The sequence below is a fragment of the Sulfitobacter sp. M368 genome (assembly GCF_025141875.1).
Taxonomy (GTDB): Bacteria; Pseudomonadota; Alphaproteobacteria; order Rhodobacterales; family Rhodobacteraceae; genus Sulfitobacter; species Sulfitobacter mediterraneus_A.
The window spans coordinates 2,933,247-2,951,355 of the sequence record NZ_CP081113.1 but is presented as its reverse complement, the minus strand read 5'-3'; the positions used below and the strand labels follow the sequence as shown (position 1 = coordinate 2,951,355).

Sequence of the window (18,109 nt, the reverse complement as noted above, 5' to 3'; positions counted from 1 at the left end):
CAAATGAAAAGCTCTACTGTCGCGGCATGAATGTGCCCTCCGTGACCTACTCCGACGATCAAGCCGCCGCCTATGACAGCGTCACCGAAATGCTGCGCCATGCGGGGATTGATCTGGACGACAGCCTATTGATGCCACCGGGCGGCGGTGCCGATCAGGTGATGGCGGTGACGGGCAAGGCCGGGTCAGGAAAAACCCTATTGCTGGCAGAGCTTTACAAGGCTCTGGAGCAGGCGGGGGTTGAGGTGGTTTCTGGCGATTACGAGTCGCGAAAGCGCAAGGACAAACGCACATTGGCGATCCTTGCACCGACCAACAAAGCGGCTTCGGTGTTGCGTCTGCGTGGCGTTCCGGCGACGACGATACACCGGATTTTGTACACGCCGGTCTATGATCCCGAATACGAAAAGATCGCCGAATGGCTGGCAGGCAGCGGTGAGAGACCAGAGATTGAAGGCCTGACCGATCTGGCGCTGGACCGTGCGGCGGCGTTTTATGCGGGCAACAAATCCATTCCCGGTGCCTTGGCGGCGGCGGGCCTGCGCGGGTCGGATTTCATCACCGGCTGGAAACGGCGGGAAGAGCCGCTGGATATCGGATTTGTCGATGAATCCTCGATGCTGGATGACAAGCAGTTCGAAGACCTCAAAGAGATTTTCCCAACGCTGCTTTTGTTTGGCGATCCGGCTCAGCTTGCGCCCGTCAATCAATCCGGCACCATGGTGTTTGAGAAACTGCCGGAAAAGCGGGTTCTGACGCTCAACCGCATTCACCGCCAAGACGCTGACAACCCGATCCTTGATCTTGCCCATGCGCTGGCGGATCCGGATTTGGGGTTCGAGGATTTTGAACGGATGATCGAAGCAGCCTCGAAAAAGGATGACCGCGTGGTCTGGGGGCAAAGGGTCGAGGTGGATCTGATGGCACGCTCGCCTGTGCTGGTTTGGCGCAATGCCACGCGCATCCGTCTGATCAATGCCTTTAGGTCGGTGCATGGCGCGCCCGAAGATGCGCTTCTGGCGGGGGAGCCGCTGATCTGTGACGGAATTGAACTGCCGCTGAAACACCGCAAGAAACGGCTGGATCTGGAGGCGCGTGGGCTGATCAAAGGGGCGCAGGTGGTGTTTCTGGGCGAGGGCCGCAAACCGGGGTTCAGCCGACTGCATGTCATGGGGGCCGAAGACCCGCAGGTGTCTGCCGCGTCCATTGTGAAGATTGAAAAGCCCGACGAGGAAGAGCCCTTTATCCCCTTCGCCGCTCGTATGGGGGCCACGTTCCTGCATGGGGCGGCAGTGACCATCCACAAGGCGCAGGGCAGCCAGTGGGAGACCGTGCAGGTCTTTGCGCCGGATCTATATGCCGCGGCACGGATGGGCCGTATGGAGGCGGGACAGCCCCTGTGGAAACGGCTGGCCTATGTGGCGATCACCCGTGCGCAGGAGCGTTTGATCTGGGTGGTCCGCAACCGGTTGTCGAAACCCACCGGGCCGCTGGTGGTGGATGATCTGCGGGCCACGCCGGTTGCGCCGCTGACCCTTGATCCGACAACGGAGGATTTTGCATGAAGTCGATTATCATTACCGGTGCCAGTTCCGGCATTGGCCGGGCCACGGCAGAGCTGTTTTTGCGCGAAGGCTGGCGTGTGGGTCTGATTGCCCGGCGGGCGGATGTGCTCGAAGAGATGGCAGCGGCACATGAAAAGGCGGTGGCCTTGCCCGCCGATGTGACGGATGCCGATGCGATGCAGACGGCCTTTGACCGCTTTGGCGATCTAAATGTTCTATTCAACAATGCGGGCATGTTTGGCCCTTCCGGTCCGATTGACGAGATCGCGCTTGAGGATTGGGCGCAGGTCATGGGCGTGAACATTCATGGCATGTTCATCGCGGCGCGGCTGGCCTTTGGCCGGATGCGGGGGCTGGGCGGCGGGCGGATCATCAACAACGGATCGCTTTCCGCTCATGTGCCGCGTCCGGGATCGGTTTGTTATACCACGACCAAACATGCGATCACCGGCCTGACCCGCACCCTGTCGCTGGACGGGCGGACACATAACATCGCCTGCGGCCAGATCGACATTGGCAATGCTGAAAGTGATATGGTGGCGGCGCTCAAGGAAAAGCAGCCGGAGATGCAGACTATGGATGTCGCCCATGCCGCACAATCGGTGTTGCATATGGCGCAGATGCCACTGGAGGCGAATGTGCAATTCCTGACGGTGATGGCGACCAAGATGCCCTATATCGGACGCGGGTAGGGGGCAGTCTGGGCCGCATCAAGGCGCAGCTTCCGGTGGCGCTTGATTTACCGGCGGAGCAGCGAGAAGATCGCCGATGCGCCCCAGCCTGCGGCGATGGCAATCGCCAGTGACATCAAGCCATAGAGAAACGCATTTTCCCGCGAAAGCGTGAACAGCCAACGTTCCAGCCCGACTTTGCGCACGTCGATGATGGTCTCGTATTGCGCGACCACATTACCACCACGGGTCAGGAAAATCCGGGTGTCATAGGCACCTTCGGTCAGAGCCGCAGGCAGGCGCACGGCAGCGCGGAACAGGGTCTGTTCGTCCACGGTCACGCCGCCTTCGATCACCTGATATTGTTCGGCCTTTTTACGAATGCGGATCAGCGCCTCGGTAAAGCTGGCGGCATCAGCAATCTCCATTGGCGCGCCCACGGACCGGATCGCGCGGGGGATGGACACCTTGTGGCGCAGGTCTTCTGTCCGTTTCAGCACGTCGAGCATCGGTCCGCTTGTCACCACGGCATAATAGCTTGGGGCGCGGTCCACTTCGACAGCCTCGGTATTGACCCAGATGCCAAACCGTTTTTCCTTGCGGCGCACGACAACCGGCTCGGACGGGCCGGACACTGTCATCACCACGTGCAGCTCTGGTCCGTCTGGAATGGGCTGGTCGCGTTTGACCGCGCCATAGACCAGGATCTCGGAGCCGTTGAAATTGGTGGTGATGGACACCTCGGCCTGACTGAGACCCAGGACAATCTCTTCGTTGGCCCGCGCTGGCAAAGCCAGAAACAACGCCGCCAGCAACAAAGGCAAAAGTATCCGCATCAGTGGCCACCTGCCGCACCAAGCGAGAACACCTCACTTGGCTGCAAAAGCAGATCCAGCGCCAGCTTGCCGCAGACAGCCAGCACCATCAGCGCCAGCAGGATACGCAATTGTTCGGCCTTCATCTTGACCCCGATCCGGGTGCCGATCTGTGCGCCGATCACACCGCCCACCAGCAGCAGTACCGCCAATACGATGTCCACGGTATAGTTGGTCGTCGCGTGCAGCATGGTGGTGAATGCGGTCACAAAGATAATCTGGAACAGCGATGTGCCGACAACAACTTTGGTCGGCATGCCCAGCAGATAGATCATTGCAGGCACCATGATAAAGCCGCCGCCAACACCCATGATCGCGGCCAGAATGCCCACGGCAATGCCAACGACCACAGGCGGGATCACCGAGATATAAAGCCCTGAGACACGAAAGCGCATCTTGAACGGCAGGCCGTGGATCCAGTTGTGTTTCTTGCGGGCGGGCGGTTTGCCGCGTTTGGTGTTGCGGATCGCCTTGAGCGATTCAAGGAACATCAACCCGCCGATGACGCCCAGAAACACCACATAGCAAAGCTTGACCAGCAGATCGACCTGACCCTGCGCCTTGAGGTAGTTGAACACCATCACACCCAGCGCCGCACCGATCAGACCCCCGATCAGCAGCACCGTGCCCATCCTCAGATCCACGGTCCTTCGCTTGAAATGGGCGAGCACGCCGGAAAAGGAAGAGGCCACGATCTGGTTCGCCTCAGTGGCCACAGCCACGGCGGGCGGGATGCCGATGAAGAACAGCAGCGGTGTCATCAGGAAGCCACCGCCGACGCCAAACATGCCAGACAGGACGCCCACAAGTCCGCCCAGCCCCAACAAGAGGAAGGCATTGACCGAAACTTCGGCGATGGGAAGGTAGATTTGCATGGCATCCCTTAGCGCAAGTTAACGCGGGAAATCAACCATGCCCGCTGCCTCGCAGCGAAATGGGCTCATCACCCTTGAAAAACTGGACTTATCTGCCCGCGCCTGAGGCGGATTGGCCCCCGTTTCCGGGGGCCGAACGTCAGCGTTCCTTGACGTAGGGTTCACCGCCCGCACGGGGGGGAATCGCCTTGCCGACAAAACCGGCCAGAATGATCACCGTCATCAGATAGGGCAGGGCGCCCAAAAGCTGGCCTTGGACCTTCATTCCGATCACACTTTCGATCACGTCGGGGCGGGTTTCCAAAGCGCCAAACAGACCAAAGAGCAGCGTCGCCCAAAGCGCGTACCATGGCCGCCATTTGGCAAAGATCAGCGCCGCCAGCGCGATAAAGCCGCGGCCGGCGGACATGTCTTTGACAAAGCCCGCCTGCAGGGCTGTGCTGAGGTATGCGCCCGCGATGCCGCACAGGACGCCGCAGATCGCCACAGCCGCATAGCGCAGCCCGATCACCGAAACACCGGCCGTGTCCACCGCCGCGGGGTTTTCCCCCACCGCACGCAGACGCAGGCCGAAACGGGTGCGGTAAAGCAACCACCATGTCGCCGGTACAGCGGCCAGCGCCATATAGACCAGAATGGAGTGACCGGAGATCAGTTCCGAATAAAGCGGGCCGATGATCGGCACATCCGCCATGGCATCGGCGCCGGGCAGGGTGATCCCTTCGAAACGTGCATCGCCGGTCAGTGAGGGCGTGCGCCCACCCTGTTTGAACCAATCCTGCGCAATCAGCACGGTCATGCCTGCCGCAAGGAAATTGATCGCTACACCAGAGATCAACTGATTGCCGCGGAAGGTGATGGAGGCGACCCCGTGTAGCGCGCTGAGCATCAGGGACGCGCCTATGCCTGCCAGCAGGCCAAGCCAGACGGAGCCGGTGACAGAAGCCAGCGCAGCGGAAAAGAACGCGGCGGCCAGCATCTTGCCCTCAAGGCCGATGTCAAAAATACCCGCGCGTTCGCTGAAAAGGCCCGCAAGACAGGCTAGCAGCAAAGGCGTGGCCAGACGGACAGAGCTGTCGAGCAGCTGGATGAGCGTCATATAATCCATCAGTTCGCCCCCGCCGCTTTGTTCCGGCGCAGGGCCAGGAACATCCGTTCCAGCGGCATCCGCACCATGTTGTCCAGCGCCCCGGTGAACAGGATCACCAGCGCCTGAATGACCACGATCAATTCACGCGGGATCGAGGTCCAAAGCGCCAGCTCTGCGCCGCCCTGATAGAGGAACCCAAAGAGGATCGCGGCGATAAACACGCCCAGCGGATGTGACCGCCCCATCAGCGCCACGGCGATGCCGATAAAACCGGCCCCTTCGGTGGCGTTCAGAACCAGTCTTTCGGCCTCGCCCATGACGTTGTTGATCGCCATCATCCCGGCCAAAGCGCCGGAGATGATCATCGCAATCATGGTGATCTTGAAGGGCGAGATGCCAGCGTATTTGGCTCCGCTTTCGGATTCGCCATAGCTGCGGATCTCGAACCCCAGACGGGTGCGCCAGATCAGCAACCACAAGGCAAAACAGGCCGCAATCGCCACCAGAAGCGAAACATTGGCCGGGGCCGATTTGGAAAAGGCGATGCCAAAGGGCGCCAGCAGGTCATGCAGCGTCGGCAGGTTCGTGGCCTCGCGGAAATGCGCGGTGGCGGGATCCATGCTGCCCTTGGGGCGCATCAGATTGACCAGCAGATAGTTCAGCAAAGAGGCGGCGATAAAGTTGAACATGATCGTGGTGATCACGATATGGCTGCCGCGTTTGACCTGAAGCCAAGCCGGGATCGCAGCCCAGACCGCCCCGAACAGGGCCGCCATTGCCGCGGCACCAATCAGCGCCACAGACCAATGCGGCCAAGGAATATAGAGACAGGCAATCGCCACACCCAAACCGCCCAGCATCGCCTGACCTTCGCCGCCGATGTTGAACAGACGGGCATGAAAGGCGATGGCCACGGCCAGTCCGGTGAACATGAAGTTCGTCGCGTAATAAAGCGTGTAGCCCCAGCCATAGGTTGAGCCGAGTGCCCCGTTGACCATCAGCTTGGCCGCGCCCCAGACAAAATCGAGCCGGGCACCGATGCGGTCCATCATGGTGATGGCCGTGTCCGGAACATCCGCGATGGCGAACACAACCAAGCCAGAGATAAACGCCGCAAGCAGCAGGGAAATGAAGGGTACAAGGACCACTTCGGCCCATTTTGGCATCACATCCATATCAGACCTCCTTGCCTGCGTCGCCGCCCGCATGGGCGAGGTTTTCTTCGATCTCTTCAACAGTATGGGCATTGGCGGTGTCGGTGATCCCCGCCATCAGCAGGCCCAGCTCTTTCTCGTCGGTCTGCTCAGGCAGTCTCTCTCCCATCACCTGTCCGTCGAACATCACGGCAATCCGGTCACTGAGCGCGAGGATCTCTTCGAGCTCAACCGAGACCAGCAAGATCGCCTTGCCCTGGTCGCGCAGCGCGACGATTTGTTGGTGGATAAATTCAATCGCGCCAATGTCGACGCCGCGTGTGGGCTGGCCGATCAACAACAGATCGGGGTTCCGCTCAATCTCGCGGGCCAGCACGATTTTCTGCTGGTTGCCACCGGAAAAGTTCTTGGCCGCAAGGTTGGGGTCCGGCGGGCGCACGTCAAAGCGTTCCATCTTTTCGGCGGTGTCTGCCTTGATCGCGGCATTGTCCATCAACATGGCGTTTTTTTGGTAGGACGGATCGTGGTGATAACCAAAGGCGGTGTTTTCCCAGGCGTGGAAATTCATGATCAGGCCTTCGCGCTGGCGGTCTTCGGGCACATGGGCCACCCCCCGTGCGCGGCGCGACTGGCCATCCGAATGCCGCCCCGACAGATCAAGGAGCTGGCCGTTCAGGCGCAATTCGCCGGTGCCATCTTGATAGCCGCCGAGCACCTCAAGCAGTTCTGACTGACCATTGCCCGCGACACCCGCGATGCCGACAATTTCGCCCGCCCGCACCTGCAAATCAATGCCGCGCAGCCGTTCGACGCCCTTGTCGTCTTTCACCTTGAGGTTTTTGACATCCAGCACCACGTCGCCGGGGGTGGCAGGCTTTTTGTCGACCCGCAGCAATACTTTACGCCCCACCATCAGCTCTGCCAGTTCGGCAGGCGAGGTTTCAGAGGTCTTGACTGTGGCGGTCATCTCGCCGCGTCGCATCACCGACACGGTGTCGGTGGTCTCCATGATCTCGCGCAGTTTGTGGGTGATCAGGATGATGGTTTTGCCCTCGGAGCGCAGCCGACCCAGAATGCGGAACAACTGGTCCGCTTCGGCGGGGGTCAGAACCCCGGTGGGTTCATCAAGGATGAGGATATCGGCCTGCCGGTAGAGCGCCTTGAGGATCTCGACCCGCTGCTGCATCCCCACGCCAATGTCCTGGACCAGCGCATCGGGTTCTACGTTCAGCCCGTAATCATTGGCCAGCTCGATCAAAGTCCGCCGTGCCTTGGCCAGCGATGGTTTCAGTAGCCCGCCGTCTTCTGCGCCGAGGATAATATTCTCAAGCACGGTGAAATTCTCGACCAGCTTGAAATGCTGGAACACCATCCCGATGCCTGACGCGATGGCGGCCTGGCTGTCGGTGATATTGGCCTTTTTGCCGCCGATAAAGATCTCGCCAGCGTCGGCTTTGTAAAAGCCATAGAGGATCGACATCAGCGTGGATTTGCCCGCGCCGTTTTCGCCGATGATGCCGTGAATGGTGCCGGGCATCACCCGGATCGAAATGTCCTTGTTGGCCTGAACCGGCCCAAAAGCCTTGGATATGCCCTTCAGCTCAATCGCTGGTGCCTGATTGGCCATATGTCCCCCCGGAGTTGAGAGGGCCGCGCCGATTTCTCAGCGCGGCCCATGTCATATTGTCTTGAAACGGACCTTAGAAGTCCAGCGCTGGGCAGCTGTCGTTGGCGTAGTAGGCCACAACTTCCAGATCACCGTCGATGATCTTCTGGCGCGCTTCCTCGACGGAGGCTTTCATTTCATCGCTGACCAGAGGTGCGTTGTTTTCATCCATCGCATAGCCCACGCCTTCTTCGGCCAGACCCAGAACCATGGAACCGGTCACACCGTCAGCACCGTTTTTCATGGCGTTGTACACGGCCACGTCCACACGCTTGAGCATGGAGGTCAGAACCTTGCCCGGATGCAGGTGGTTTTGGTTGCTGTCCACACCGATGGACAGGATGTTTTCGTCCGCTGCGGTTTGCAGAACGCCAACACCGGTGCCGCCTGCGGCCGCATAGACAACATCAGCGCCCTGGCTGATCTGCGCTTTGGTCAGCTCGGAGCCTTTTACCGGGTCATTCCATGCAGATGGTGTCGTGCCGGTCATGTTGGCAACGATCTTGATGTCAGGGTTCACCGCCTTGGCGCCTTGCGCATAGCCGCAACCGAAGTGGCGGATCAGCGGGATGTCCATACCACCGATAAAGCCGATGGTGCCGGACTTGGACGCCTGGGCGGCCAGCATGCCCACCAGATAGGAACCCTCGTGCTCCTGGAAGCTGATCATCTGCACGTTGGCAGGGATCTCTGGCAGCCATCCATCGATGTTCACGAATTTGGTGTCAGGATAGTCGCCTGCAACCGCATCAACAGGTGTCGCGAAGGCGAAACCAGTGGTGATGATCGGGTTTGCACCGGCCTCGGCAAAGCGGCGCAGGGCCTGCTCACGCTGGGCTTCGGACTGCAGTTCGATTTCGCGGAAAGTGCCGCCGGTTTCTTCGGCCCAACGCTGCGCACCGTTGAAGGCCGCTTCGTTGAAGGATTTGTCGAACTTGCCGCCCAGATCGAAGATCAGCGCAGGTTCGGCCAATGCGGCGCCGGCGCTCAGCGCCAATGCGGCGGCAGCACCCATAAATTTGGTCATAAGGGTCATTTTTGTCTCCCAGGTTTATACTGTTGGGGCGCGGCCTATGTTGGCCGATTGCCCAAGATCAATAGATCAGAGCCAATTTAGGCGGTATGCGGGGGGGAGGGTCAACCGCTTTCTGGCATTTTGCGGTGTGAAACATGGCCATGACCAAAGGTCACGGCGCGGCGCATCACAATAGCATCGGCCTTTGTACCATTGCTCCGGCTGTAATAGGCGGCGCGGCGTCCGGCCTCGATAAATTTGAACTTCTGGTAAAGATTTATCGCGGGCTGATTGTCCGATGCGACCTCAAGAAAGGCGGTTTCGGTGCCTTCGGGCAGGGAATCCAGCCAGTTTTGCAGCAATTCCTGACCGATTCCCTTGCCCTGATGGTCGGGATCAACGGCCAGTGTCAGCAGCTCGCTTTCGCCAGCAAGCGTGCGGGTGAGGGCAAAGCCAAAAGCGTGATCAAAGCAGCGGACAAAACGGCTTTGGGTCAGGTCGGAGAATTCCTTGTCTGACCAGGGACGTTCGCGCAGGAAGGCGGCGCGGTGCAGCTGTGCCATCCGCGCCGGGGTCACGGCAGAATGGCCGGAGGGGCATCACGCGCCGGGGCCGCATCGGCAGGGCGCAGGTAGAGGGGGGCAGGGCGGTCGGTCGTGGTGGCAAACCGCCGCGCGGTGATATGGGCGATGGCTTCGGCCACCGGCAGCTGTGGCGCTTGGCCGCCCGCGCCGATCAATGGCCCATCGAAGGGTGGCAATACATCTGCGTCATGCAAGGCAGGCTCGGCCAAGGCTGGGTTGCCGATGCCTTGAAAAAAGACCTGCCCCCGCCGGGCATCGACGGCACAGGCGCAAGGCCCATCGATGCCAAAGGCCAGCGCGTCAAAGTTGGACACGCCCACCGCAGGCACGCCAAGACCCAGTGCCAAACCCCGCGCGGCGGAAACGGAAATGCGAATGCCGGTGAAATTGCCGGGGCCGACGCCAACGCCGATCGCATCAAGATCCTGAAAGCTTTTGTTGCTGGCTTGCAAAAGGTCTTCGCAAAGGCAAAGCAGGCGTTCGGCTTGACCTTTTGACATTTCTTCCACGGCGCTTTGAATGATTTGGTCGCCCGACAGCAAAGCGGCCGCGCAATGCGCGGCCGATGTGTCAAACGCCAGAATAAGCGGGGTCTCAGGCAACCGGGCGCACCTCGGTCACTTCGGGGATGTAGTGGCGCAGCAGGTTTTCGATGCCCATTTTCAGGGTCAATGTCGAAGAGGGGCAGCCCGCGCAGGCGCCTTGCATGTGCAGATAGACCACGCCACGATCAAAGCCGTGGAATGTGATATCGCCGCCATCCTGTGCCACGGCGGGGCGCACGCGGCTGTCCAGCAATTCTTTGATCTGGCCAACGATTTCGCCATCTTCGCCGTCATGTGCGGCATGGCCCGAGCTGGCCTCGTGACCTTCGCCCATCACCGGCTGGCCGGATTGGAAATGTTCCATGATCGCGCCCAGAAGGGCAGGCTTGATGTGGTCCCATTCGATGCTGTCGGCCTTGGTCACGGTGACAAAGTCGGTGCCAAAGAAAACGCCGGTCACACCATCCACCGCAAACAGCCGTGTAGCCAAAGGGGAGGAACCAGCGGTGTCGGGCGTCGGGAAATCCGCCGTTCCCATTTCCAGAACGGATTGACCGGGCAGGAATTTCAACGTGGCCGGGTTCGGGGTGGATTCGGTTTGAATAAACATCGCGGTGTCCTCAGATGGCTTGGCTTTGATATGCGCCCTGAGGGGCGAAGTGTCAAGATTTGGAACGATTCTAAACGGCGCAATCAGGTGATCGCTTCAAGCCGCTCCTTGCTCAGATCGCCGGGCACAATGGTGATCGGCACCGGCAAACTGCCTGCAGAGCGGGACATTTGTGTGACAAGTGGACCGGGCCCTTTTTTCTTGTCCGAGCTGGCGCCAAGCACCAGCACGCCGATCTCGGGATCATCGGCAATCTGCTGAATGATTTCATCCACGGGTTGACCTTCGCGGATCACCAGTTCGGGGTCGACCCCCTGTTTGTCGCGCATCCACTTTGCAAACACCTCGAAATGCACTTCGATCCGCTCGCGGGCCTCTTCGCGCATGATGTCACCGACACCGATCCAGTGATTGAACTCTTCGGGCGGAATCACCGCCAAAACCTCTACCCCGCCGCCGGTGTGAGCGGCTCGCAGCGCGGCGAAACGCATGGCATTAAGGCATTCTGTACTGTCGTCCAAGACAACAAGGAACTTGCGCATCTTCTGGTCTCCCTTGAGGGCGGATCATGACCTCAGTTCAGGCGCAGGGCAATCGCTATCTGCGGCTGGAGTGATCGGATTTGGAGGTCTGGACAGGCCGTTTACCGTTCGGAGGCGGCCCAGTTCCAATACATTTCGCGCACCCGGCGGGTCACGGGGTTGGCGTTTGCACCCACCTCGTAAGTGGTGTCGTCAAAGGCTTTGACAGGGGTCACTTTCATCATGTTGCCCGACAGGAAAACCTCGTCCGCATCGTGGAAATCGTCAAAGGACAGCACGGTTTCATGTACCTTGATGCCATCGGCCTGCATGTTCTTGATGTGCCGCGCACGGGTGATGCCCGCCAGAAAGGTGCCATTGGGAATCGGCGTGAAAACCTCGCCATCCTTGACCATAAACGCATTGGCAGAGGCGCTTTCGGCGACGTTTCCGGCCGCATCGGCCACCAGGGCATTGCCGAAACCTTTGGATCTGGCCTCGACCATCATGCGGGCGTTGTTGGGATAGAGGCAGCCTGCTTTGGCATTCACGACATTGTCCTCAAGCACGGGGCGGCGGAAGCGTGTTCGGGTCAGGGTTGTCGCGGCCTCGGGCGGGGCCATCGGGATCTCTTCGAGGCTGATGGCAAACCCGGTTGCCCCCTCACGCGGGACAATGCCAAGCTCGTCACCGGCCAGCGCCCAATACATCGGACGAATGTAAACGGCGCTGTCGCGGCCATAGCTTTTCAAGCCCTCGCGGACCATCTCGACCATCTCTTCTGTTTCAACGGTGGGTGTGATCATCAGCGCCTTGGCAGACCGGTTGATGCGGGCGCAATGGGCTTCAAGATCAGGGGACAGCCCGTCAAACAGGCGTGCGCCGTCAAACACGGTGGTGCCCAGCCATGCGCCATGATCTGCGGCATTGATCACGGTCTTGTCGCCGTCATGCCAAGCGCCGTCGTAATAGGTTTTGATGTTGGTTCCGGTGGCCATCTTGGTTGGTCCTGTTCTTATGGTGCGCTGCGGTAGATGCCTTCGGGCAGGTTCAGCGCCGCCGTCAAATCGCGAAGCTGATCCGGCGAAAGCGTGATTTTGGAGACCCGGTCCGTGCGCGGATCCCATTGTTCAAAAGTGATCTCGCCAGCAAAGGCCTGTACGGTTACATCTTCGCGGAGGGGCGTGCTGCCTTCGTCCACAAGGGTGATCACCGTCGCGTCGAATTCGTGTTCAATGGTAAACATGGGGCAAACCTGATGGTTTCGGCAGGGCTTTGCAAGCACTGTGTCACTTGGTGGTGATCGGGGTGGCCTCATACGCCGGGCGTGCTAGATTGGCGTCAATTGGATATTGCCCAAAGGACGTTGGCAGATGATCAAAAAGACGATGTGCGCGATTGTCGCTGTGGCGGTGCTGGCAGCCTGCGAAGTGGTGCCTGTGCAGACCGAAGCGCAAGGCGGTACAACTGCTGTATCACAGTCTTATTTGGCCAAGTTGCAACAAAACCAAGCTGTACGCAGGTTCGTTCACGTCGTTGAAGATGTCGAGCCGATTGCAGAACAGGAATGTCGGGTTCGCACCAGACGGATAAATTGCAATTTTTGGATTGTGGTGGATGTTCGCCCGGATGAGCCTGCCAATGCTTACCAGACTCTAGACAAATGGGGGCGTCCAGTTATCGTCTTTACCCTGCAAATGATCAAAACAGCAAAAAATGCTGATGAGCTGGCTTTCATATTGGGTCATGAGGCGGCGCACCATATTTCAGGGCATATTCCCCGTCAAAAATTTAACGCAATGGCTGGAGAAGTCATTCTGGCGGGCATCGCACTGTTGAACGGGGGAGATAACGCAGCCGTTCAAACAGCCCGTCGTGTTGGTGCGGATTACGGCGCCCGCGCTTATTCTAAAAGGTATGAATTGGAAGCCGATGCTCTGGGCACAGTCATAACCGCAAAGGCAGGCTATGATCCGATTAGGGGGGCTGAATTCTTTAACCGTATTCCAGATCCCGGTGACGTCTTCTTGGGAACCCATCCGCCAAATGCAGCCAGAATAGAGATCGTACAAGAGACAGCCGCTGATTTTTGATCGTTGCACATTGGTATCATCGGCGACAAATGTGAGTTAATCTGAATAAGTAAGCACACCGCAGGAGAGACCAATGAGCCGCAGCAATTTCACCCGCAGGGCCTGGATCGCAGGGGCTATGGTGGCCTGTCTGGCCTATCCTGTAGCGGCGCAAACCGTTGGGATCTCTGGTGTTTTCACTGCCGAAGGGCGCAATCCAGATGGATCGGCCTATTCCGGTGTGGCGGTTGTGAGCGAACAGAACGGATCGGTGCAGGTCACATGGACCGTGGGCAGCCAGACCTACGCTGGCAGCGGTGTGCGCGACGGCCAAATTGTGGTGGTCAACTGGGGCCAGCCGCATCCGGTAATCTATGTGGTGATGGCCAACGGCAACCTGCACGGCACATGGCAAAACGGCACCGCGCTAGAGCGTTTGACCCGCCGCTGAAAGACACCGATATGCACAAGAAGCTGGGCGTGATCCTGACCGATCGCGGATCGAAATATGCAGTGTCCGGCGGGCCCGCCACAACCCGCGCCGAGGTCGATGCCTTGCTAAAATCGCTCAAGCGGGACAAGGCCTATGCCAAGGCGACCCACAACACCTGGGGGGTTCTGTTCGCGGATGGAACGCCCCTCAAGGGCGACGATGGCGAGGCCGGTGCAGGCATGGTTATCCTGCGGATGCTGGAGCGCGAAGAGCTGACCGATCATGTGATTGTCGTGACCCGCTGGTATGGCGGCAAACATCTGGGCGGTGACAGGTTCCGCCATGTACAGACCTGCGTCAGCGCCTATATCGACGGCGCGTGAGCCCAGAGGCTCAGCAGGATCGCGGCAAAGAAACAGGCGGAGGCCACCAGCACAAAGCCATGCCAGATCGCGTTTTGGAACCGCATCCCCTTGTGGGCATAGACAAATGTGCCGACCGAATAGGTCAGACCGCCCGCCACGATCAGCGCCAATGCGCCGCCCGGCAGGGTCATCCACATCGGCCAGATCAGCAGAACCGACAGCCAGCCCATCAATAGATAAAGCGCCAATGATCCGCGCCCGTCGGTGCGCCAGAACCACAGCTTGGCCACTGCACCAATGACCGCCAGCGCCCAGACGATACCGAGAATGCCATAGGCAAAACCCGATCCGATCACCATGACAAGAGGGGTGTAAGTTCCTGCAATCTTGAAGTAAATCGCGGCATGGTCAATCCGGTTCAAGACCGGGCGCAGCCCGTCGTGCGGTGTCAGATGGTAGATCGCCGAGGCCATGAAGGCAAAGATCATGCAACCGGCATAAAGCCCTGTCGGGGCCAGCGCCGTGCCGCTATGCGCCGCTTGGATCAATAAGATCACCGAGGCAGGCACGGCCAGCAACAGACCGGCCAGATGCACCGCGCCATCGGCAAGTGTTTCCGCTTTGGAGTAAGGATAAGCCATGCACAAAGCCTAGCAGCGGTTTGTAAACACGCCATGGATGACCAAAGGGAAAGCTCCCGCTTAGGCGCGTTTTTGCCGCCAGAGGTGCCAGCGATAGATCAGAGGCGCCAGCACGTGATCATAGCCCAGCACCGCCAGCCGATTGACCCCCGGCAGCGCCACCGCCCGTGCAAGCCAGCGATAGCGCGGGATCTCTTGCCACAGTTCGATAAAGGCCGGAATGCCCACAAACGTCTGCCCGTTCTTACGCAGATGCAGCCGCCGCGCGGCCTGATCACTGTCTATGCCCCAATCGGCCAGCTTGGCCGGATCGTTCAGGTCATCATAACGGATCGGGATAGCGGCCTTGGTGCTGGCCTTGGCGTAATGATCCATCTCGCGGCTGCAAACCGGACATTGGCCGTTGTACAAAACTTTGGTGTCGCTGCTCATGGTGCAAAGATAGGGCGCAGCGGCCCGGCGGCAAAGGGTCAGCGCGGTTTATTGCTGTCGATCCAGCGCGACATCATGGTCTTGTCGCGGAAACACTCGGGCGGTACCGGATTGCGCTTGAGCCGTGCAATGCGTTCGGCAAAGGCCACCTGTTTGGAAGAGGGGTAATTGCTGAACCGGCCCTGCGGTGCGGGCGCCTTGTGGGCGTCGATCCATTTGGACAGCGCCGCACGGTCTGCGGTGATCCCCTCCGGCAGGGCCGCGCCGGATTTGGCGGACAGCACGCGGGCATAGGCGATCTGCTTTTCCGTCGCGGGCTGCGCGGCGGTGGATTGCGGTTCAGCTTCAACCGGCGCGGCCCCGCGTGCGGGGGAAAACAGGCCGGGAAATGAGGGTTGGAAGGACATGATATGCACCTCTCTTAACGTTTCATTAAGATATAGAACATATGGGGAACATTTTCAAGGGGGAGGAGAACATCGGCCGTTTGACCACCTTCGAAACACAACACGCGCCGTGCAGCGGCAGACTGCGGGCTGGCGCATCTGACCTATCATTTATGTTGGCTATTTAAGGTTCGTTAGCGAGAGGGCACATCCGTCCGCAAAAGCGTCAGGCTGGTGGGGCGGTCTGACGCTGCACGGCGGGTGCGCCATGTGGTTGTGCAAGGTCTCAAGTCGCGATAAATGCCGTTCACTCATTGCGGAGAGACAGGTTTTCAGAACTTAAAAATTGACAGTTTTCGAGCCATAAGGATTGGGCAGCTCGCATGGCCATGTTGTTGTTCGCAGCCCTGACTTTGTTTTGTTGACTTACGAAAGTGGCGATCGGCAGAAATGGCGGCCAATCAAAACCTCTTTTTGTTTCGGATGCGCTCTTCCGTATCAATTATTGAATCGGCTAGCTGGTTCACCGTTAGGTTTGATAGCTGCAGTCTGACAGAAAAATATTCGCGGATTTTCAGGTCGCTGAAGTGCTCTTCAATGGTGTCACTTTCACCTCTGGCGAAAGCAAAGCACTGTTCAATTCTCCTCGCCAAAATGGCCCACTCGACAGGGAGGCTCATATGGATCATCAAAAACTGGTCGTCTTCTATGAGCCAATGTTTTGTACGGGAATGTGTCACCTGAAAGTGACTAATAATCTCTCTTAGCACTCGCGCTTCGCTAGCTTCGGAGTACTCAATAGTTCTTTGAAGTGCCTTGAGAGTATCGGGTGGAAGGTTCAGTTCATCAACTAGTTCGGTTTGAGTGCGATCGATGGGCAGGCTTTTCGCTGTGAACCTTATTCCTCTATCAACGATATCCAGTAAGTTTGTAAGCGCCAAAGGCAAAGTAGCTTTGGCAGCTTCCAAAGACCTTTGTCTTTGCATCTGGTCAAGCGTTCGCTGGTTTTCGATGCTGGCCAAAACTCCCGTTACTGCGAGAAGGCTTCCAAACAGCGCCGCCGAAGCTGTTAGAAGCTGGGGGGCAAACGCAATTTCGTTATCAAAAAACCAAGCTAAGCCAATTGCCAACTCGAACCCAAGGAAAGCACCAAAAGCTGTATTTCTTAAGAGAGGGTCTAGAAGTCTTTTTCGCAAACCACCCGCCCCCACAAATCATATTCTCCGGCTTCTTCCACCTCAACGGTAACCAGATCGCCCACCTTCAGATCTGCGAACCCTTCGTCAATAAAGAGGTTTCCGTCGATCTCCGGCGCGTCCGCCTTGGTGCGGCAGGTGGCTGCCTCGTCGTCCACCTCGTCCACGATCACCTGCAGGGTCTGGCCGACCTTTGCCTCCAGCTTGGCTTCGGAGATTGCCTGCGCCTTGGCCATGAAACGGTCCCAGCGGTCTTGCTTGATCTCATCCGGCACATGATCGGGCAGCGCGCTTGACCGCGCACCTTCGACGTTTTCATATTGAAAACAGCCCACCCGGTCGAGCTGCGCCTCGTCCATCCAATCCAGCAGGGTCTGGAATTCTGCCTCCGTCTCGCCGGGATAGCCGACAATGAACGTGGACCGCAGGGTGATATCGGGGCAGACATCGCGCCATGCGGCAATCTCATCCAGCGTTTTGGACGCCGCCGCAGGCCGCGCCATGCGTTTGAGTACATCAGGATGCGCATGTTGGAACGGAATATCGAGATAGGGCAGGATCAGCCCATCGGCCATCAGCGGGATCAGCTGGCGCACATGCGGGTAGGGGTAAACGTAGTGTAGCCGCACCCAAAGATCACGCCCTGCACCAAGCGCCCCAAGATCACGTGCCAGATCGGTGATATGGGCGCGGTGGCCGCGGTCCTCGGCGTGTTTGATATCCACGCCAAAGGCCGAAGTGTCCTGGCTGATCACCAGCAGTTCTTTGACACCATTGTCCACCAGCCGCTCCGCCTCGCGGATCACCGCATGGGCGGGGCGCGATTGCAGCCGCCCGCGCATGTCGGGGATGATGCAGAACTTGCACTTGTGATTGCAGCCCTCGGAAATCTTGAGATAGCTGTAATGGCGCGGGGTCAGAGAGACCTGCTGTGCCGGCAGAAGATCCACAAAGGGATCGGGGCTGGGCGGCACCGCGCCATGCACGGCATCCAGCACCTGTTCATATTGATGCGGGCCGGTCACCGCCAGAATGCGAGGGTGATGTTCGCGGATATAGTCGGGCTCTGCCCCGAGGCAGCCCGTGACAATCACCTTGCCGTTCTCGGTCAGCGCCTCGCCAATGGCATCAAGGCTTTCGGCCTTGGCGCTGTCGAGAAAGCCGCAGGTGTTCACGATCACCGCATCGGCCCCGGCATAATCGGGCGAAACCCCATAGCCTTCGGCGCGCAGCCGCGTCAGGATGCGTTCACTGTCCACCAGTGCCTTGGGACAACCAAGCGAGACCATGCCGATGGTCGGCTGGCCGGGGCGGGAGGGATCGCTGATTTTGGCTTTGGGGGCCAGATCAGGGCGCAGATTGGGTGGGTTTGTGCTCATCCAATGGGCTATAAGGCAAGCAAAGGGGCGGTGA

22 protein-coding genes are annotated in these 18,109 nt (G+C 59.0%); 5 read left to right on the top strand and 17 right to left on the bottom strand.

All coding sequences use genetic code 11. From position 1 onward, the window contains the following. Positions 1-26: 26 nt before the first annotated feature. Positions 27-1,565, top strand: a complete 1,539-nt coding sequence (locus tag K3754_RS14685; RefSeq protein WP_259938232.1) for an ATP-dependent RecD-like DNA helicase — start codon at positions 27-29, stop codon at positions 1,563-1,565. Beyond that, positions 1,562-2,257 (top strand): SDR family oxidoreductase, encoded by a 696-nt coding sequence (locus tag K3754_RS14680; RefSeq protein ID WP_259938231.1) that lies wholly within the window; start codon positions 1,562-1,564, stop codon positions 2,255-2,257. Before K3754_RS14685 ends, K3754_RS14680 begins: the two co-directional genes overlap by 4 nt. 47 nt (positions 2,258-2,304) lie before the next feature. On the opposite strand, the gene K3754_RS14675 is transcribed toward K3754_RS14680, so the two are convergent. The 12 genes from K3754_RS14675 to K3754_RS14620 form a co-directional block, all read right to left on the bottom strand. Next, on the bottom strand, positions 2,305-3,072 hold the full coding sequence (locus K3754_RS14675; protein ID WP_259938229.1) for a TIGR02186 family protein: 768 nt from the start codon (positions 3,070-3,072) through the stop codon (positions 2,305-2,307). Next, positions 3,072-3,986, bottom strand: a complete 915-nt coding sequence (locus tag K3754_RS14670) for a sulfite exporter TauE/SafE family protein (RefSeq protein ID WP_203210395.1) — start codon at positions 3,984-3,986, stop codon at positions 3,072-3,074. The genes K3754_RS14675 and K3754_RS14670 overlap by 1 nt, the downstream gene beginning before the upstream one ends. 139 nt (positions 3,987-4,125) lie before the next feature. Further along, entirely contained in the window at positions 4,126-5,094 is a 969-nt protein-coding gene (locus tag K3754_RS14665; protein ID WP_259938227.1) for an ABC transporter permease, read from the bottom strand. Then, entirely contained in the window at positions 5,094-6,251 is a 1,158-nt protein-coding gene (locus tag K3754_RS14660) for an ABC transporter permease (RefSeq protein ID WP_259938225.1), read from the bottom strand. Before K3754_RS14660 ends, K3754_RS14665 begins: the two co-directional genes overlap by 1 nt. Before the next feature lies 1 nt (position 6,252). Beyond that, positions 6,253-7,857 (bottom strand): ABC transporter ATP-binding protein, encoded by a 1,605-nt coding sequence (locus K3754_RS14655; RefSeq protein WP_259938222.1) that lies wholly within the window; start codon positions 7,855-7,857, stop codon positions 6,253-6,255. Positions 7,858-7,930: 73 nt separating this feature from the next. Then, positions 7,931-8,932, bottom strand: a complete 1,002-nt coding sequence (locus K3754_RS14650; protein WP_259938221.1) for a BMP family protein — start codon at positions 8,930-8,932, stop codon at positions 7,931-7,933. Positions 8,933-9,033: 101 nt separating this feature from the next. Next, a complete protein-coding gene (locus K3754_RS14645; protein ID WP_238936791.1) occupies positions 9,034-9,474 on the bottom strand; it encodes a GNAT family N-acetyltransferase in 441 nt (146 codons plus the stop codon). An 11-nt stretch (positions 9,475-9,485) separates the two neighbouring features. Beyond that, positions 9,486-10,097 carry a tRNA (adenosine(37)-N6)-threonylcarbamoyltransferase complex dimerization subunit type 1 TsaB gene (tsaB, locus tag K3754_RS14640; RefSeq protein ID WP_259938220.1) on the bottom strand — a complete coding sequence of 204 codons (612 nt, stop codon included), beginning with the start codon at positions 10,095-10,097 and terminating at the stop codon, positions 9,486-9,488. Continuing rightward, on the bottom strand, positions 10,090-10,650 hold the full coding sequence (locus tag K3754_RS14635; protein WP_025046568.1) for a NifU family protein: 561 nt from the start codon (positions 10,648-10,650) through the stop codon (positions 10,090-10,092). The genes tsaB and K3754_RS14635 overlap by 8 nt, the downstream gene beginning before the upstream one ends. Positions 10,651-10,733: 83 nt before the next feature. After that, on the bottom strand, positions 10,734-11,192 hold the full coding sequence (locus tag K3754_RS14630; RefSeq protein ID WP_203210402.1) for a universal stress protein: 459 nt from the start codon (positions 11,190-11,192) through the stop codon (positions 10,734-10,736). Between the two features lie 101 nt (positions 11,193-11,293). Next, a complete protein-coding gene (locus K3754_RS14625; protein WP_259938219.1) occupies positions 11,294-12,169 on the bottom strand; it encodes a branched-chain amino acid aminotransferase in 876 nt (291 codons plus the stop codon). A gap of 17 nt (positions 12,170-12,186) precedes the next feature. Next, positions 12,187-12,417 (bottom strand): hypothetical protein, encoded by a 231-nt coding sequence (locus tag K3754_RS14620; protein WP_203210404.1) that lies wholly within the window; start codon positions 12,415-12,417, stop codon positions 12,187-12,189. A gap of 127 nt (positions 12,418-12,544) precedes the next feature. Here K3754_RS14620 and K3754_RS14615 point away from each other — a divergent pair, with 127 nt between their 5' ends. The 3 genes from K3754_RS14615 (at position 12,545) to K3754_RS14605 (ending at position 14,059) form a co-directional block, all read left to right on the top strand. Then, on the top strand, positions 12,545-13,264 hold the full coding sequence (locus tag K3754_RS14615) for a M48 family metalloprotease (RefSeq protein WP_259938218.1): 720 nt from the start codon (positions 12,545-12,547) through the stop codon (positions 13,262-13,264). A gap of 73 nt (positions 13,265-13,337) precedes the next feature. Beyond that, entirely contained in the window at positions 13,338-13,694 is a 357-nt protein-coding gene (locus K3754_RS14610) for a hypothetical protein (RefSeq protein WP_259938216.1), read from the top strand. An 11-nt stretch (positions 13,695-13,705) separates the two neighbouring features. Next, positions 13,706-14,059 carry a YigZ family protein gene (locus K3754_RS14605; protein WP_203210407.1) on the top strand — a complete coding sequence of 118 codons (354 nt, stop codon included), beginning with the start codon at positions 13,706-13,708 and terminating at the stop codon, positions 14,057-14,059. Here K3754_RS14605 and trhA read toward each other — a convergent pair. The 5 genes from trhA to rimO form a co-directional block, all read right to left on the bottom strand. Then, on the bottom strand, positions 14,041-14,682 hold the full coding sequence (gene trhA / locus K3754_RS14600; RefSeq protein ID WP_259938214.1) for a PAQR family membrane homeostasis protein TrhA: 642 nt from the start codon (positions 14,680-14,682) through the stop codon (positions 14,041-14,043). The two genes, K3754_RS14605 and trhA, sit on opposite strands and share 19 nt — an antisense overlap. Positions 14,683-14,742: 60 nt before the next feature. Next, positions 14,743-15,114 carry a thiol-disulfide oxidoreductase DCC family protein gene (locus K3754_RS14595; protein WP_259938213.1) on the bottom strand — a complete coding sequence of 124 codons (372 nt, stop codon included), beginning with the start codon at positions 15,112-15,114 and terminating at the stop codon, positions 14,743-14,745. 38 nt (positions 15,115-15,152) lie between these two features. Next, positions 15,153-15,521, bottom strand: a complete 369-nt coding sequence (locus K3754_RS14590; RefSeq protein WP_259938211.1) for a hypothetical protein — start codon at positions 15,519-15,521, stop codon at positions 15,153-15,155. A gap of 440 nt (positions 15,522-15,961) precedes the next feature. Then, positions 15,962-16,696 carry a hypothetical protein gene (locus tag K3754_RS14585; protein ID WP_259938209.1) on the bottom strand — a complete coding sequence of 245 codons (735 nt, stop codon included), beginning with the start codon at positions 16,694-16,696 and terminating at the stop codon, positions 15,962-15,964. Next, positions 16,678-18,075, bottom strand: a complete 1,398-nt coding sequence (rimO, locus tag K3754_RS14580) for a 30S ribosomal protein S12 methylthiotransferase RimO (protein ID WP_259938207.1) — start codon at positions 18,073-18,075, stop codon at positions 16,678-16,680. The genes K3754_RS14585 and rimO overlap by 19 nt, the downstream gene beginning before the upstream one ends. Positions 18,076-18,109 lie beyond the last annotated feature (34 nt).

Bases quoted from the DNA above. Each gene is read 5' to 3' on its own strand.
- K3754_RS14685 (WP_259938232.1), top strand. From the start codon at position 27: ATGAATGTGCCCTCCGTGACCTACTCCGACGATCAAGCCGCCGCCTAT.
- K3754_RS14680 (WP_259938231.1), top strand. From the start codon at position 1,562: ATGAAGTCGATTATCATTACCGGTGCCAGTTCCGGCATTGGCCGGGCC.
- K3754_RS14675 (WP_259938229.1), bottom strand. From the start codon at position 3,072: ATGCGGATACTTTTGCCTTTGTTGCTGGCGGCGTTGTTTCTGGCTTTG.
- K3754_RS14670 (WP_203210395.1), bottom strand. From the start codon at position 3,986: ATGCAAATCTACCTTCCCATCGCCGAAGTTTCGGTCAATGCCTTCCTC.
- K3754_RS14665 (WP_259938227.1), bottom strand. From the start codon at position 5,094: ATGGATTATATGACGCTCATCCAGCTGCTCGACAGCTCTGTCCGTCTG.
- K3754_RS14660 (WP_259938225.1), bottom strand. From the start codon at position 6,251: ATGGATGTGATGCCAAAATGGGCCGAAGTGGTCCTTGTACCCTTCATT.
- K3754_RS14655 (WP_259938222.1), bottom strand. From the start codon at position 7,857: ATGGCCAATCAGGCACCAGCGATTGAGCTGAAGGGCATATCCAAGGCT.
- K3754_RS14650 (WP_259938221.1), bottom strand. From the start codon at position 8,932: ATGACCCTTATGACCAAATTTATGGGTGCTGCCGCCGCATTGGCGCTG.
- K3754_RS14645 (WP_238936791.1), bottom strand. From the start codon at position 9,474: ATGGCACAGCTGCACCGCGCCGCCTTCCTGCGCGAACGTCCCTGGTCA.
- K3754_RS14635 (WP_025046568.1), bottom strand. From the start codon at position 10,650: ATGTTTATTCAAACCGAATCCACCCCGAACCCGGCCACGTTGAAATTC.
- K3754_RS14630 (WP_203210402.1), bottom strand. From the start codon at position 11,192: ATGCGCAAGTTCCTTGTTGTCTTGGACGACAGTACAGAATGCCTTAAT.
- K3754_RS14625 (WP_259938219.1), bottom strand. From the start codon at position 12,169: ATGGCCACCGGAACCAACATCAAAACCTATTACGACGGCGCTTGGCAT.
- K3754_RS14620 (WP_203210404.1), bottom strand. From the start codon at position 12,417: ATGTTTACCATTGAACACGAATTCGACGCGACGGTGATCACCCTTGTG.
- K3754_RS14615 (WP_259938218.1), top strand. From the start codon at position 12,545: ATGATCAAAAAGACGATGTGCGCGATTGTCGCTGTGGCGGTGCTGGCA.
- K3754_RS14610 (WP_259938216.1), top strand. From the start codon at position 13,338: ATGAGCCGCAGCAATTTCACCCGCAGGGCCTGGATCGCAGGGGCTATG.
- K3754_RS14605 (WP_203210407.1), top strand. From the start codon at position 13,706: ATGCACAAGAAGCTGGGCGTGATCCTGACCGATCGCGGATCGAAATAT.
- trhA (WP_259938214.1), bottom strand. From the start codon at position 14,682: ATGGCTTATCCTTACTCCAAAGCGGAAACACTTGCCGATGGCGCGGTG.
- K3754_RS14595 (WP_259938213.1), bottom strand. From the start codon at position 15,114: ATGAGCAGCGACACCAAAGTTTTGTACAACGGCCAATGTCCGGTTTGC.
- K3754_RS14590 (WP_259938211.1), bottom strand. From the start codon at position 15,521: ATGTCCTTCCAACCCTCATTTCCCGGCCTGTTTTCCCCCGCACGCGGG.
- rimO (WP_259938207.1), bottom strand. From the start codon at position 18,075: ATGAGCACAAACCCACCCAATCTGCGCCCTGATCTGGCCCCCAAAGCC.